This is a genomic window from Paraburkholderia sp. CNPSo 3076 (genome assembly GCF_026343935.1).
GTDB classification, from domain to species: domain Bacteria; phylum Pseudomonadota; class Gammaproteobacteria; order Burkholderiales; family Burkholderiaceae; genus Paraburkholderia; species Paraburkholderia nodosa.
The window spans coordinates 157,040-172,157 of record NZ_JAPMAL010000003.1; the positions used below are offsets into that span (position 1 = coordinate 157,040).

The window sequence follows — 15,118 nt, forward strand, 5'->3', positions numbered from 1 at the left end:
CGGCGGCTCAGGCCGCCGCTTTCGCCGGCTCCGGATCCGGCGCGGTGACGACCAGCACGCTGCACGACACGCGGTCGAGCAGCAGGCGGTCGTCGCGCCCATCCCACCAGCGCTTGAACGGCCCGCGCCGGTGGTGGCCCACCACGATGAGATCGGGCTGGAGTTCCGCGCAGTAGCTCGCAATCACGTCGATCGGCCGGCCCACCACAAAGTGTCCTGTTGCCACGAGCCCCTTGTCCTGCAGGCACGCCACCCCGTCACGCAGAATCTCGCGCGCCGCCTCTTCCGCGGCTTCGAACGGCACGGCGGACGCGATGTCCGTCCCCCATTGCAGCGGCGCCTGGTCGAGCACGGCCAGCAAATGCGTTTGCGCATGGCATTCGCGCGCAAGGTCGGCGCCCTCACGCAAAGCCCGGCGGCCTTCGCGCGTTGCGTCGTAACACAGCAGAATCCTGTTGAACGAGCCCATGATCCCTCCCCCGATGATGCCCGGCGCCGGGCTGGCGAACTCGCCGTACCCGCATTGCCGCTTTCAGTATGCCATTTATATCACGTCATGATATAACCGACACATCGGCAGTCGCTGTATACGGTATAGGAGGCGCGACGGTTATCGACAACGACTTTGAAATCGCCTGACTGCTCGTCGCCCGCGTATCGTCGGCGCGCGGGTCGGTCTGTTAGTGGGCGCCGCCCTCATCGAAGCCGTGCCCTTGCTGACCTGAAGCCGCAAAAAATCCGGCCCGACCCAGATTGCGTCTCGACAGCGGATCGCAAACGTTTCACAAGTGCGATCTTCGCGCAATATCCAGTCTGCATATTTTCCAGAAACCAACGGTGTGTCCCACCGTCTGCACTCGTAACATCTCAGTTACACATTGCCCTGTTACAGGTCGCCAGGGTCGAAACATCTGTTACAAACTCAATAGTCATAGGTATTAATCCGCAGAGCCGTATTTTTTACCTGTCAACCCACTTTCTTTCTAAACGTTTATTCCACCGGGCGACGTTTTCTGTCTCGCGGCGATTCGTTGCGCATGCATCGACGATCTGGCGCAAACCCTGATAAACCAAGGCCATACGGCCTGTTTGGCCGGCTCGAACAGCGCCGCGATAGCCTGCCGCATGCCACGAATCAATTTGCAGCAAAACTTACCGAAAATAATTTACAACAGTACGATTATTTTTGATCCGAGGGATTGATTTCTGAGATAAGCCCTCATACAATTCCCTCCAAGGTTGTTACGAGATGTAACAACCTGTATCAAAGAGTCAGATCGAGCCAACGAGCGAAGATCGACCACAAGAGCAGAAAAGATACAACGGCGAAAAAGCCGGGGGGTTAAATTCGGGGCTTCGGAAACTAGAGAAATGGACCGCAGCAGCGAGACGCTGGAATCTATCCGCGAAATTAATTTGTCGTATCTGATGCTCGCACAGCGCATGCTGCGCGAGGACAAGCCGGTCGGCATGTTCCGACTGGGACTGTCGTCGGAACTGGCCGATCTGCTTGGCGCTCTGTCGCTCGCGCAGATCGTCAGGTTGGCCTCTTCCGACCAACTTCTCTGTTTTTTCCGCTTCGACGACCATGCGATGTTGTCTGCGCTCACGCAGACTTCGAAGCATGCCGACGTGGCGGCTACCCATGCGGCCATCCTGCTTGCGGGACAGCCGGCTGGTCAATTCGCCTGAGGGTGACGTCCATGACTACGCGGCGCAGCCTCACCGAAGACGCTCAGGAAGTATTCCGCGCGATCGCACTGATCGAGCTGGGCGCGCGCATGCAGGTGCTCGAAAGCGAACTCACGCTCTCGCGCGACCGCATGATCCGCCTGTATCGCGAGATCCGTGGCGTATCGCCGCCCAAAGGTATGCTGCCGTTCTCGGCGGACTGGTACATGACGTGGCTGGCCAACATCCACGCCTCGCTGTTCTATAACACGTACCTGTTCCTCAAGAACGAAGCGCGTTGCTCGCATCTCGACGCGCTCACCAAGGGGTTCCGGCTGTATCTGGAACACTGCCGCCACAGCGGGGCCGAGCCGGCGCTCGACCTCACGCGTGCGTGGACCCTGGTGCGGTTTTTCGATGCCGATATTCTGCAGTTGACGCCTTGCTGCCGTTGCGGCGGTAAGTTCGTCGCGCATCGCCACGACCTTCAGCACAACGTCGTGTGCGGCGCATGCCAGCCTCCTTCGCGAGCCGGCAAGACGAAAAAGGCGGCTGCAGCGCGACGGGGCGCCGAGCAGACCGAGAGCGACCTTCCGGCAGTGGTAACGTCGGATGGCATTGCCGAGGCTGCATAAGCGTAGGAGAGCAGATCCGGCTAAACCGGACGAGAGACCAAGACGCGAAACCGTCCGGTGCCTGAGCGCACCGGACGGCGAAGCGCTTTCTGATTGCCGCCTTTGTTTGCCGCCTTTTTTTTGCCGCCTGTCCGGCGCGCGCCTGTTACACCTTTCCCGCTTCTAGTTTCCGCTGAACGTCTGCCAGACGAGCCACAGATTCGCCGCCGAGATCACGACGAACAGGAACCACGCCAGCAGCCGCGTGGGGAGCCGGTTCACGAACTCGCCCATCAGCGCACGATCGTTCGTCATGCGAATGAGCGGCCAGAGCGCGAACGGCAGTTGCAGACTCAGCACCACCTGGCTTGCCACCAGCAGCTTGCCCACCGCGCCGTTGCCGAGCAGCGCGACGCCCGCGAAAGCGGGGATCAGCGCGAGCACGCGCGTAATGAGCCGCCGCTGGTAGCACGGAATCTTCATCCGCAGGAAGCCTTCCATGATGACCTGGCCCGCCACGGTGCCCGTGAACGTCGAGCTTTGCCCGGAAGCAAGCAGCGTGATCGCGAACAGCACTGCCGCCGCGCCCGTGCCGACGATCGGCGCGAGCAGCTTGTAGGCCTGTTCGATATCGGTGACCTGGGTGTGCCCGTTGGCGTGAAAGGCCGCCGCGGCCAGAATCAGGATGGCCGCGTTGATGAGCAGCGCGATCAGCAGCGAGACGATCGTGTCGAGGCGCGACAGGCCGATGGCCTGCGCGAGGCTCGCACGGTCGCGCTTGACCGCGCGCGTCTGCACGATCGACGAATGCAGGTAGAGGTTGTGCGGCATGATGGTTGCGCCGAGAATCCCGATCGCCAGATACAGCGGCTCCGCCGAGGAAATGGCGTGCCACGACGGCACCGCGCCCGCGAATACTGAGGGCCAGTGCGGCTTCACGAGCGCGAGCTGGATCACATAGCCGAGACCGATCGTGGCGATGAGCCCGGCCATGATCGCCTCGAGCGAGCGGAAGTTCTTGCCCTTCAAGCCCAGCACAATTAGCGTGTCGAACGCCGTAAGCGCCACGCCCACCATTAGCGAGCAGCCCAGCAGGAGGTGGAACGCGAGCGCGCCGCCCAGCACCTCCGCTAGATCGCAGGCGATGATCGAAAGCTCGGCGAGCACCCACTGGCCGAGCGCCACGGGCCTTGAATAGCGCTCGCGCGAAAGCTCCGCGAGATCGCGCTGCGTGACGATGCCAAGGCGCATGGAAAGGCATTGCAGCGCGATCGCCGCGAGGCTCGAGAGCACGACCACGAACAACAGGCTGTAACCGAAGCGCGAGCCCGCCTCGATGTCGGTGGCCCAGTTGCCCGGGTCCATGTAGCCGATCGACACCAGCAGGCCGGGGCCCGCGAATTGCCAGAACTTCTTCCAGAACGGCGCGCGCGGCGAAACCTCGATGCTGCCCTGCACTTCGGACGGGCAGAACGGCGCCGTTGCCGTGGTCGGTAGTCGGAAATCCAACGGTTCGATCCTCAAGGGTTGACGCGTCGTGACACGTGACGCGATCGGGCCCTCAAGTGTACAGCGTCGGCTGCGGCACTTCTCTCAAGAGCGTATAGCGGCCCACGTCGCGCAGGCGGTAGTCGAGCGGATCGTGCAGCGTATGCACGCGCGCATTGCGCCAGAACCGGTCGAGCGCGAGCGCCGCGCCCGTGGCGCGCGCGCCGCACGCCTCGAAAAGCTGCTCGCCGCCCTGGAGCGCGGCGCGATGCGCGACGATCTTCGCTTCCGAAATCGCGAGCGAGACTCCGGCGCGCGTGGCCGTGCTCAACGCCTCGCCTTCGTCCCACGCGGCGTCGAGCAGCGCGCCCGCACGATCGGCCAGCACCGCCGCCGCGAGCGACTGCACGCGCATCTCGCCGAAGCGCTGCTGCAGGAACGGGTCGTCGGCTACGTGCTGCACGCCCGAATTGACCCACGGGCGGCCGTTCGCGAGCACGTAGGCGCGCGCCTCTTCGAGCGCGCCTTCAGCGAGCCCCACGAACAGATTCGTCAGCACGCCTTGCGAGACCAGCGTGCGCAGCGTGGCGCGCGGCGTATCGGGGCGCTGCAAGACTTCGTCGGCGCGCACTTCCACATTCTCGAACGATACCGTGCCGCTATCGGTCTGACGCTGGCCTATCGGGTCCCAGTCGTCGTGCGCCGTGATTCCGGCGCGCATGGTGGGCACGACCGCGAACACGGGGCTACCCGTGGCGGGATCGTGCGCGCTCACGGTCATCATCTGCGAACCGTAGGTGCCCGAACAGAATCCCTTCCTGCCATGCAGACGCCAGCCGCCTTCCCTGTCCGGCTGCGCGACGAGCCGCGTGTCGATGGGGTTCACGGCATTGCCCCACCACCAGCGATGCTCGACGGTGCCTTGCAGCCAGTTCGTGCGCTGCGCGGCGCTGCCCCACAATTCGACGCTCGCCACCTGCAGGCACTGGAAGCCAAGCAGATGCGCAAGCGCGCTGTCGACGCGCGCGAGCGCGCGGATCGTCGCATAGATGTCGCTCCAGCGCACGCCGTCCTCGCCGAACTGCCCGCCGAATTCGCGCGGCACCGCGAGCGTGAGCAGCCCGGCGTCGGCAATGCGCTGCTTTTCCGCGCCCGCGTGGCCGCCTGCGAGATCGCGTTGCGCGGCGCTCGCGCGCAGCGCTTCGAGCAGCGCGGCGAAACGCGCGTCCTGTTCCGGCCCGCGTGGGCGCTGTGCTTCGTTCATACCCATATTTCCCGAATGTGATGCCCTAAAAGCGAAGCGCGCAGCAACGGCGCTGCGCGCGTCATGGCGAACGGCTTGCGCCGCTCAGGTTCGCCGCAAAAGACGCCGCACCAGCACGTCGCCCGTGAACTGAACGGCCGCGACGATCGCGATCAGCAGCACGATCACGGTGACCATGACCGTCGTGTCGAAGCGTTGATAGCCGTAGCGTATCGCGAGATCGCCGAGACCGCCCGCGCCGACGGCGCCCGCCATGGCCGAGGAGCCGATCATCGCCACCACGGTGATCGTGAAGCCGCCGAGCATGCCGGGCAGCGCCTCGGGCAACAGCACATGCCAGACGATATGGCGGCGCTGCGCGCCCATGGCCTGGGCCGCCTCGATCAAACCGCGATCGACTTCGCGCAAGCTCACTTCGGCCACGCGCGCGAAGAACGGAATGGCCGCAATGGAAAGCGGCACCACGGCGGCCCACACGCCGATCGTCGTGCCAACGAGGAAGCGCGTGAGCGGCAACAACGCGACCAGCAGGATGATGAAAGGCGTGGAGCGGAACGCATTGACGAGCGCGCCCAGCGTGGTGTTGAGTGCGGGCCGCTCCAGAATGCCGCCGCGCGCGGTCGTGACGAGCAGCAGCGCGATGGGAATACCTATCAGGAGTGCGAATACCGCCGATACGCCGACCATCAGCAACGTGTCGCGTATGCCTCCGAGGAGTTCGGTGACCCACACGTCAGACATAGCCCAGCACCTCCACGCGGCTCGCATGACCACGCGCACGCTCGGCGAGCGACGCGGCCTCGGCGGCGTTTCGCACCGGCGCGGAAACGACTAGCCGCCCTTGCGCGCGCCCTTGAATCCGCTCGATACCGCCGTGCACGAACCGCACGCCCTGCGCGCCGAACGCCTGCGCGAGCGTGGCGAGGTCGGGCTCTTGCGCCCCGTTGCCGGTAAAACGCACGTCGAACAGCGCGTGCGCGCCCGCTTGCGGCGCAGCGTGAATACGCGCCCCCAGGTCGTCGGGCAACTCGTGGCCGGGCGTGTGCAAGAGCGCGCGCGTCGCGTCGTGCTGGGGATCGCCGAACACGCGCCACACTGGCCCCTGCTCCACCACCTCGCCGCGCTCGATCACCGCGACCGTGTCGCAGACGTCGCGTATCACCTCCATCTCATGCGTGATGAGCACGATAGTGACGCCGAGCCGCCGGTTGATATCGCGCAGCAGCGCGAGAATCGCGCGCGTGGTTTCCGGGTCGAGCGCCGACGTCGCCTCATCGCACAGCAGGATATCGGGCTCGTGCACGAGCGCACGTGCAATGCCCACACGCTGCTTCTGACCGCCGGAAAGGCGCGCGGGCCACGCGTCGCGTCGTTCGCTCAAGCCGACGAGATCGAGCAGCACGTTCACGCGCGCCTCGATGTCGGCCTTCGGCACACCCGCGATTTTCAGCGGCAGTGCGATGTTGTCGTGCACCGTTTTCGCAGATAGCAGGTTGAAGTGCTGGAACACCATGCCGGTGCGCCGCCGCAGCGCCACCAGGGCGCGTTCGTCGAGCGCGCCCACGTCCACGCCGTTCACCCGCACGCCGCCGCTCGTGGGCTTTTCGAGCCCGTTCACGAGCCGCAGCAGCGTGGACTTGCCCGCGCCGCTGCGCCCGATGATGCCGAACACTTCGCCGCGCGCCACCTGCAAGTCAACGCCCGCGAGCGCCGCATGCGCGCCCGGCGCGTAAGTCTTGCCGACGTTTTCGAACACCACCGCAGGCTGCGACGCATCGGCATCGCCCTGCGCCTCGCCCGCCGCCGGCCCCGCCTCAATAAAGCGCACCGTTCCGAACCATTTCATCATCGCTGCTCCTCGTGTGTGAATTGCGCGCGTTACCAGGCGACCGCGTAGAGGTTGCCGAAGGCTTTGTCGAGTTCCTTGCGCACGGCGGGCGAATGCTGGTAGATGTCGATGAACTTGCGGATGCGCGGATCGTTCACGCTCTCGGGACGCACCACGAACTGGATCGCGAACGCCTTGTTCTCCACGCCGTCGAAGAGCAGCGCGCTGTTCGGATCGGTAGTGCCCGCGAGCTTGATGAAGCTCGGGTAGCCTTGCGCGAGATCGACGTCGTCGAGCGAGCGCGCCAGTTGCGACGCTTCGAGCTGCACGATCTTGAGGTGTTTTGGATTGCCAACAATGTCGAGTGTCGTGGCGCGATAGTCCACGCCCGGCTTGAGCTTGATGAGGCCCGCGCGCTGCAGCAGCAGGAGGCCACGGCCGCCGTTCACGGGATCGTTCGCGATGGCGACCGTCGCGCCATCCTTCAGGTCTTCGAAGCGTTTCACCTTCTTCGAATACAGGCCGATCTTCATGATCGTGCCCGGCGCGATGGCGACGAACTTGTAGCCGCCCTGCTGTTCGGCGTTTTCCAGAAACGGCGTGTGCTGGAAGTAGTTGGCGTCGATATCCTTGTTCGCGAGCGCGGCGTTGGGCGTATTCCAGTCGGTGAATTCGATGATCTTCACGTCCACGCCCTGCGCCTTCGCCTCGTGCGCCGCCTCCTGGAGCGCGGGCGTTTGCGGCGTAGTGGCAATGCCGATCTTGAGCGTAGCGGTGTCGGCATGCGCGTCGAGCGCCGCCGCCGCGAGCGACACGGCGATTGCCGTCAGCAGGCCGAAGCGCTGGAAAAAGGAAGGGCGCCCCACGGCGCGCACGGCACGGATCATCGCGTTCCCCGGATGGAAGTTGGACTTCGTTCAATGAGGAGCGACGCGATGAGGGCCCATCGCGTTGGCTCCAGATGGGTCCAAACGATGATAGGGGCGCGGCGGGGCCGGGTCTACGAAGCGATTGCGCAAAGGAAATCGCCGCCTGCGATATGCACAGGCGGCGAGCGTTGCGGCTTTTTCCGCGGGGTTTGACGCGCGGTTCAACGCGCGGTCTAGCGCGCCGCGAGCGGCGCCGGCGGAGCGTCGCCGGGCTTCGCGTCGCCCCAGCCGCCGCCGAGCGCGCGGATCAGGTTGACGGTCGCCACGGCCTGCGAGCCCTGCAGATGGCTGGCCTGCAATTGCGACACGAGCACCGTCCGTTCGCTGTCGATCACGTTCAGATAGCTGACCTCGCCTTCCTCGTACTGCGTGCGCGAAAGGTGCGCCGACTGCTGCGAAGCGCTTACCGCGTCGTTCTGCTCGCGGATCTGATCGTCGAGCAGGCGCAGGTCGGAGAGATTGTCCTCGACCTCGCGGAAGGCCACGAGCACCTGCTGGCGGTACTGCGCAACATCTTCCTCGTACTTCCCGCGCGACTGGGCGAGATTCGCCTTGCGACGGCCGCCGTCGAAAAGCGGCAGCGTGAGCGCCGTACCCGCGAGCGGCCCAAGCAGAAACGCGCGGCTCGACCACATGAACAGGTCGCCGAGCGTGGCCGACTCGAAGCCCGCCGCACCCGTGATGTTGAGCTGCGGGAAGAACGCCGACTTCGCGAGCCCCACGCGTGCGTTCGCGGCTGCCATGGCGCGCTCGGCGGCGGCCACGTCGGGGCGGCGCTCCAGCAGCGTGGAAGGCAGCCCCGGCGGCACTTGCGCCAGCACCGGCGCGAGCGGCGTTTCGGGGAATGTGAAGTCCGCGGGCGCCTTGCCGAGCAGGATCGCGAGGCTGTGCTCCGAGGCCGCGCGCTGACGCGCGACGCCCACCGCGTCGGCGCGTGCGCTCGCGAGCTCGTTGCGCGCCTGTGCCACGTCAAGCGCACTGATGTCGCCTTCCTTGAAACGGCGCTCGACGAGCTTGAGCGCGTCTTCTCGCAGCGCCACCGTGCGGCGGTACAGATCGACATCGGAGTCGAACTGGCGCAACTGGAAGTAGTTCTGCGCGACGTCGGCCTGCAAGGCGAGCTGCACCGAGAGGAACAAAGCTTCGCTTTGCTGGGCGTCCGCCTGCGCGGCATGCACGTTCGAACTCACGCGGCCGAACAGATCCACCTCGTAGCTCGCCGTGGCCTGCGCACGCCACAGGGTTTGCGCGGGCACATTGGCGTTCTGCGGCAGATACTGCGAAGCCGGCGAGGCGCGCTCATAGGTCGGGCCGAAGCCCGCATCGATCGACGGGAACCACGACGCGCGCGCGGCCTGCGTCAGGGCACGCGCCTGCTGCACGCGCGCGGCGGCCGCCTTGAGGTCCTGGTTCGCTTCGAGCGCCTGCTGCTCGAGCTTGTCTAGCGTCGGGTCGCCGAACACCGTCCACCATTCGCCGCGATGGGTGTCGTCGGCGGGCTGCGCGGGCGTCCACGTGCCCACGTCGTGCGGATTCGTGCTCTGCGTTTGCTGCGGCGCTTCCTTGTAGGCGGCGGGCACAGCGGCGTCGGGCACCTTGTAGGTCGGCTCGACCGAGCAGGCCGCGAGCCAGGCAAAGAGCGCGACGCTCGCCGCGATTCGTGTGATACGCGCGAAGTGCCCGCCTCCCGGCGTGGCATTTCCGCTATAGCGCAAGCTGGATTCGTTAGTCATGTTGATCATTTTCCCTTGTCGCCTTACGCATCGACCATCGACTGCGGCTTGCGCGCATTGTCCTTCTGCGCGACGTGAATCTTGCCGCCCGCGAGCGTGCGCAGCACCACATAGAACACCGGCGTCAGCAACAGGCCGAATGCGGTCACGCCGAGCATGCCGAAGAACACGGCCACGCCCATTGCATGACGCATTTCCGAACCCGCGCCGCTGGAGAGCACGAGCGGCACCACGCCCATGATGAACGCGATGGACGTCATCAGAATCGGGCGCAGACGCAGGCGGCTCGCCTCGATGGCAGCGGTAAGCGGCGTATGTCCGTCGTGCTCCAGCTCGCGCGCAAACTCGACGATCAGGATCGCGTTCTTCGAAGCGAGCCCCACCAGCACCATCAAGCCGATCTGCGTGAAGATGTTGTTGTCGCCCTGCGTGAGCCACACGCCCGTGAGCGCACACAGCACGCTCATCGGCACGATCAGGATCACGGCGAGCGGCAGCGTCAAGCTCTCGTAGAGCGCCGCCAGCACGAGGAACACGAGCAGCACGCTGATCGGGAACACCCAGATGCCCGCATTGCCCGCCAGCACCTGCTGGTACGTGAGGTCGGTCCACTCGAACTTGACGCCGCGCGGCAGCACCTCAGCCGCGATGCGTTCCGCCGCCGCCTGCGCCTGGCCCGACGAATAACCGGGCGCCGGGCCGCCGTTGATGTCGGCAGCGGTGTAGCCGTTGTAGCGCACCACCATCTCGGGGCCATACGTGGGCGTGACCGTGACGAGCGACGAGAGCGGCACCATTTCGCCCGCGGCGTTGCGCGTCTTCAGTTGCAGGATGTCGTCGGCGCGCTGGCGGAACGGCGCATCGGCCTGCACGCGCACCTGATACACGCGTCCGAAGCGGTTGAAGTCGTTCACATAGAGCGAACCCAGATAGATCTGCATCGTGTCGAACACGTCCGTGACCGGCACGCCAAGCTGCTTCGCCTTCGTGCGGTCGAGATCTACGTTCAGCTGCGGCACGTTGATCTGATAGTTCGTGAACGTCGGGCCCAGCTCCGGTGTTTGCGCCGCGCGCTTGACGAAGTCCTGCGTCGCGCGGTTGAGCGCCTCATAGCCGAGCGCGCCATGATCCTCCAGCTGCAACTTGAAGCCGCCCAGCGTACCGAGGCCGAGCACCGGCGGCGGCGGGAACACGGCGACGAACGAATCCTTGATGCTGGCGTACTGCTGGTTCAGCGCACCCGCGATCGCGCCGGCCGACAGCGCCTTGCCCTTGCGCTCCTTGAACGGCTTGAGCGTGACGAACACAATGCCCGCGCTCGAACTATTCGTGAAGCCGTTCACCGACAGGCCCGGGAACGCCACGGCGCTTTCCACGCCGGGCTGCTTGAGCGCAATGGCGCTCATGTCGCGAATCACGTTCTCAGTGCGGTCGAGCGCAGCGCCGTTGGGCAATTGCGCGAACGCGATCAGATACTCCTTGTCCTGCGCGGGCACGAAGCCGCCCGGCACCACACGCGCCATCAGCACCGTTGCGGCGATCAGCACCACATAGACCGCGAGCATCGCGCCCTTGTGGCGCAGCACGCCGTTCACGCCGCGTCCATAGCTTTCCGAGCCGCGATGGAACACCTGGTTGAAGCGGCGGAAAAAGCCGCCCAGCACGAGGTTCATCCCACGCGTGAGCCAGTCTTCCTTCTCGCCGTGACCGCGCAGCAGCAGCGCCGAAAGTGCCGGCGAAAGCGTGAGCGAGTTGAACGCCGAGATCACCGTGGAAATCGCGATGGTCATCGCGAACTGCTTGTAGAACTGGCCCGTGAGACCGCTCATGAACGCGAGCGGCACGAACACGGCCACGAGCGTGAGCGCAATGGCGATGATCGGCCCGCTCACTTCCTGCATGGCCTTGTAGGTCGCATCGCGCGCGGATAACCCGCTGGCAATATTGCGCTCCACGTTTTCCACCACCACGATGGCGTCGTCGACCACGATGCCGATGGCGAGCACCATCCCGAACAGCGATAGCGCGTTGATCGAGAAGCCGAACGCAAGCAGCAGCGAGAACGTCCCGACGATCGACACCGGCACCGCGATCAACGGAATGATCGAGGCGCGCCACGTTTGCAGGAACACGATCACCACGATCACCACGAGCGCGATCGCTTCGAGCAGCGTATGCACCACGGCCTCGATACTGGAGCGCACGAACTGCGTGGGGTCGTAGACGATGCGGTAATCGACGCCCGCCGGCATGTCCTGCTTGAGTTCCTTCATCGCCGCGCGTACCTGGTCCGAAATCGCGAGCGAGTTCGCGCCCGGCGCCTGGTTGATGGCGAGCGCAACGGCCGGTTTGTTATCGAGCAGCGAGCGCAGGCCATATTCGGACGCCGCCAGCTCGATACGCGCGATATCGCGCAGGTACGTCACGCCGCCATCGGGATTCGTCTTGACGATGATGTTGCCGAACTCGCTTTCCGTGCGCAGACGGCCCTGGGCATTCACGTTGAGCTGGAACGGCGTGCCAGGCACGCTAGGCGACGCGCCGATCACGCCCGCCGCCACCTGCACGTTCTGCTCGCGAATCGCGTTGACCACGTCGTTCGCGGTGAGATTGCGCTGTGCCACCTTCTGCGGGTCGAGCCAGATGCGCATGGCATAGTCGCCCGAGCCCCACAGCTGCACCTCGCCCACGCCCTGGATGTTCGAGAGGCGGTCCTTCACGTTGAGCAGCGCGTAGTTGCGCAGGTAGGTCATGTCGTACCGGTTGTCCGGCGAGATCAGGTGCACCACCATCGTGAGCGTGGGCGAGCTCTTGATGGTCGTGATGCCGAGACGCTGCACGTCTTCCGGCAGGCGCGGCAGCGCCTGGTTCACGCGGTTCTGTACGAGCTGCGTGGCCTTGTCCGGGTCGGTGCCGAGGCGAAACGTGACCGTGAGCGTGAGATTGCCGTCGCTATTGGCTTGCGACTGCATGTACAGCATGTTCTCGACGCCGTTGATCTGCTCCTCGAGCGGCGCGGCGACGGCTTCGGCGATCACCTTCGGGTTCGCCCCCGGATACTGCGCGTGGACCACCACCGAAGGCGGCACGACCTCGGGATACTCGGAGATCGGCAACTGGAACAGCGCGATCACGCCGGCCAGCAGGATCAGCACGGACAGCACGCCCGCGAAGATCGGCCGGTCGATGAAGAATTTCGATATGTTCATGGGTTGCTCTTGTTCATGACGCTCAATTTGACGCGAATCTTTCTGCTTAGGCATCCTGACTGACGGGCAGGCGTAGGCTGCGATCGCCTACGCCCGCCGTTCGTCAGGACGTTTTCGCTGCCTTGGCGCCGGGGTTCGCTGCCGTGTTGGTCGAATCGGCGTCGGGGTCGCCGTTCATCGGCACCATGTGCGAGCGCACGGCTTCACCGGGGCGCACGCGCTGCGTGCCGTTCACCACCACGTGGTCGCCCGCCTTCAGGCCGCCCAGAATCACGCGCAGGTTGCCCTGCTGGCCGCCCGTTTGCACCGTGCGGTACGCGATCTTGCCGCTGTTATCCACGACGTACACGAACTTCTTGTCCTGGTCGGTGCCGATGGCGGCGTCGTCCACGAGCAGCGCCGGGTGCGGGGCGCTGCCGCCCACCTTGATGCGTGCGTACAGCCCCGGCACCAGCGCGCCGTCGGCGTTGTCGAAGCGCGCGCGCACGCGGATCGTGCCTGACGTGGTGTCGAGACGGTTATCCACCGACTCGATCGTACCGGTGCGCGAATAGCCCGATTCGTTCGCCAGACCCAGTTCCACCGGCACCTTCGAGCCATCCTTCATGCGGCTGATGTAGTCGAGATAGGTCTGCTCGTCGGCGTCGAATTCGGCGTAGATGGGCGAAACGGAAACGAGCGTAGTCAGCGGCGCGGCGCTTGCGCCTGCCGAAACGACGTTGCCCACCGTGATCTCGGCGCGCGACACACGCCCCGCCACCGGCGCGACGATGCGCGTGTAGCCCAGGTTGATCTGCGCGGCTTCGAGCGCGGCCTGCGCGGCCTTGAGATTCGCGTTCGCTTCGCGCGAGGCGTTTTGCTTCTCGTCGTAATCGCGCTTCGCGATGGCGTTGTCGCCAATCAGGCGCTGCGCGCGCTCCCAGTCGCTTTGCGCGTAGCCCGTGCGCGCCTGGGCGGCGGCCAGCTGCGCAGCGGCTTGATCGACGGCCGCCTGGTACGGGCGCGGGTCGATCACGAACAGCGTTTCGCCCTGCTTCACGAGCGCGCCGTCACGGAAGTTCACGGACACGATCGTGCCGGAAACCTGCGGACGTATCTCCACTTTCTCGACGGCGGCCATACGGCCCGAGTAGCTCTGCCAGTCGGTGATGGTGCGATTGAGCACGGCTGCGACATCGACCTCGGGTGCCGGCGGCGCTTCAGCGGCAACGGCAGGGTGCGAGTCGAGGCGGATGGCCCCGAGGGTGCCGAGGCCCGCGACCACGAGCACGCCAATGACCGCTAGCGCGATACGGGTTCGGGATTGCGAAAAAAGTGACATGTCGGACTCCAGAAATAATGGTTGATTGTTCTTCACTGGTTCGGCAGCACCGCCGCAAGGGTGCTTCGTCTATGACGCGCCCGCGTCGAAGCAACATTGGAAAAACCGTACGGCCTCGCTGAGCGCGGCCGGATGCGCCGCGAGGTTCGCGTGCGAAACGCTCGGGTAGCGCACCACCTGGGTGCGCACGCCCGCGTCGATCAGGCGGCTCGCATACTTCTCCGCTTCGATGTGCAGCACGTCGTTCTGTGCGGTCACGATGAGCGTGGGCGGCAAGCCGCCAAGACGCAGCGATTCGAGCGGCGCGGCGTAGGGATGCATGCGCTGCGTCGCATCGGGCAGATACGCGCGATAACACGCCGCGCATTCGCTTGCGGTGATATCCGAGCCAAGGCGCGCCTCGTCGCCAAGACGCGTGAGGCTCGGGTCGAGCATCGGCGCAAACAGCGCCTGCGCCGCGAGCTTCACGTCGCCGCGATCGCGGCCCATGAAGGCGAGCACGTTGGCGATCTGGCCGCCCGCGTCGTGGCCCGCCGCGATCACGCGCTTCGGATTGCCGCCGAAGGCGCGGGCCCGCGTCAGCGCCCACAGCGCCGCGCGATGCGCATCTTCGGGTGCGGCGGGAAACGGGTGCCCGGGCGCGAGCGAATACCCCACGCTCACCACGAGCGCTGGTAAGCGTTCTGCGAGAAAGCGCCCCACCGCATCCGCTTCCTCGATCGACCCGCGCACGAAGCCGCCGCCGTGGAAATAGAGCAACACCGGCAAACCATTCGCGGCTTCGGGTCGGTACAGGCGCAGCGGAATCTGCTGGGCGTAGCCTTCGATCACCACGTCGGTCGTGAGCAGCGCGCGCACCTTGCCAGGCTTGGCGGACGCGGTAACAGGCAGGGCCGCGGGCACTTCGGCCAGCGGCGCTTCCTCCGCGGAGGTCCAAGACGTTGGGCGTTTAAAGACATCCATGTCAAATCGGCGCAATGCGCGAGAGTAGATTCGAATGGAACGAATTGTGGGTTCGGCAGACTTGCAAATAAATGCCTATAATCCGGCAACACAATTCG

The 15,118-nt window shown here is 65.3% G+C and carries 12 protein-coding genes; 2 read left to right on the forward strand and 10 right to left on the reverse strand.

Annotated features, from left to right (window positions below; translation table 11 throughout):
• Positions 1 to 7 precede the first annotated feature (7 nt).
• Entirely contained in the window at positions 8 to 469 is a 462-nt protein-coding gene (locus M3A49_RS04530; RefSeq protein WP_035512381.1) for a universal stress protein, read from the reverse strand.
• A gap of 902 nt (positions 470 to 1,371) precedes the next feature.
• Between M3A49_RS04530 and flhD the strand changes: the two genes are divergently transcribed.
• Positions 1,372 to 1,692 carry a flagellar transcriptional regulator FlhD gene (flhD, locus tag M3A49_RS04535; RefSeq protein WP_028202636.1) on the forward strand — a complete coding sequence of 107 codons (321 nt, stop codon included), beginning with the start codon at positions 1,372 to 1,374 and terminating at the stop codon, positions 1,690 to 1,692.
• An 11-nt stretch (positions 1,693 to 1,703) separates the two neighbouring features.
• A complete protein-coding gene (gene flhC, locus M3A49_RS04540) occupies positions 1,704 to 2,306 on the forward strand; it encodes a flagellar transcriptional regulator FlhC (RefSeq protein ID WP_069261691.1) in 603 nt (200 codons plus the stop codon).
• Between the two features lie 162 nt (positions 2,307 to 2,468).
• On the opposite strand, the gene M3A49_RS04545 is transcribed toward flhC, so the two are convergent.
• From M3A49_RS04545 to M3A49_RS04585, 9 genes are all read right to left on the reverse strand, one after another.
• Complete coding sequence (locus tag M3A49_RS04545) at positions 2,469 to 3,794, reverse strand: Nramp family divalent metal transporter (RefSeq protein ID WP_266227623.1); 1,326 nt, start codon at positions 3,792 to 3,794, stop codon at positions 2,469 to 2,471.
• Between the two features lie 52 nt (positions 3,795 to 3,846).
• On the reverse strand, positions 3,847 to 5,037 hold the full coding sequence (locus M3A49_RS04550; protein WP_266227624.1) for an acyl-CoA dehydrogenase family protein: 1,191 nt from the start codon (positions 5,035 to 5,037) through the stop codon (positions 3,847 to 3,849).
• 84 nt (positions 5,038 to 5,121) lie between these two features.
• On the reverse strand, positions 5,122 to 5,778 hold the full coding sequence (locus M3A49_RS04555) for a methionine ABC transporter permease (protein WP_266227625.1): 657 nt from the start codon (positions 5,776 to 5,778) through the stop codon (positions 5,122 to 5,124).
• Positions 5,771 to 6,886, reverse strand: a complete 1,116-nt coding sequence (locus M3A49_RS04560) for a methionine ABC transporter ATP-binding protein (RefSeq protein WP_266227626.1) — start codon at positions 6,884 to 6,886, stop codon at positions 5,771 to 5,773. The genes M3A49_RS04555 and M3A49_RS04560 overlap by 8 nt, the downstream gene beginning before the upstream one ends.
• Before the next feature lie 29 nt (positions 6,887 to 6,915).
• Positions 6,916 to 7,752, reverse strand: coding sequence for a MetQ/NlpA family ABC transporter substrate-binding protein (locus tag M3A49_RS04565; RefSeq protein ID WP_266227627.1), 837 nt, complete (start codon positions 7,750 to 7,752; stop codon positions 6,916 to 6,918).
• Between the two features lie 215 nt (positions 7,753 to 7,967).
• Positions 7,968 to 9,527 (reverse strand): efflux transporter outer membrane subunit, encoded by a 1,560-nt coding sequence (locus tag M3A49_RS04570; protein ID WP_266227628.1) that lies wholly within the window; start codon positions 9,525 to 9,527, stop codon positions 7,968 to 7,970.
• Positions 9,528 to 9,550: 23 nt separating this feature from the next.
• Positions 9,551 to 12,736: an efflux RND transporter permease subunit gene (locus M3A49_RS04575; protein ID WP_266227629.1), complete on the reverse strand. Its 3,186-nt coding sequence runs from the start codon at positions 12,734 to 12,736 to the stop codon at positions 9,551 to 9,553.
• A gap of 103 nt (positions 12,737 to 12,839) precedes the next feature.
• Positions 12,840 to 14,057 carry an efflux RND transporter periplasmic adaptor subunit gene (locus M3A49_RS04580; protein WP_266227630.1) on the reverse strand — a complete coding sequence of 406 codons (1,218 nt, stop codon included), beginning with the start codon at positions 14,055 to 14,057 and terminating at the stop codon, positions 12,840 to 12,842.
• Between the two features lie 69 nt (positions 14,058 to 14,126).
• Positions 14,127 to 15,020, reverse strand: coding sequence for an alpha/beta hydrolase (locus M3A49_RS04585; protein WP_266227631.1), 894 nt, complete (start codon positions 15,018 to 15,020; stop codon positions 14,127 to 14,129).
• Positions 15,021 to 15,118: the final 98 nt, after the last annotated feature.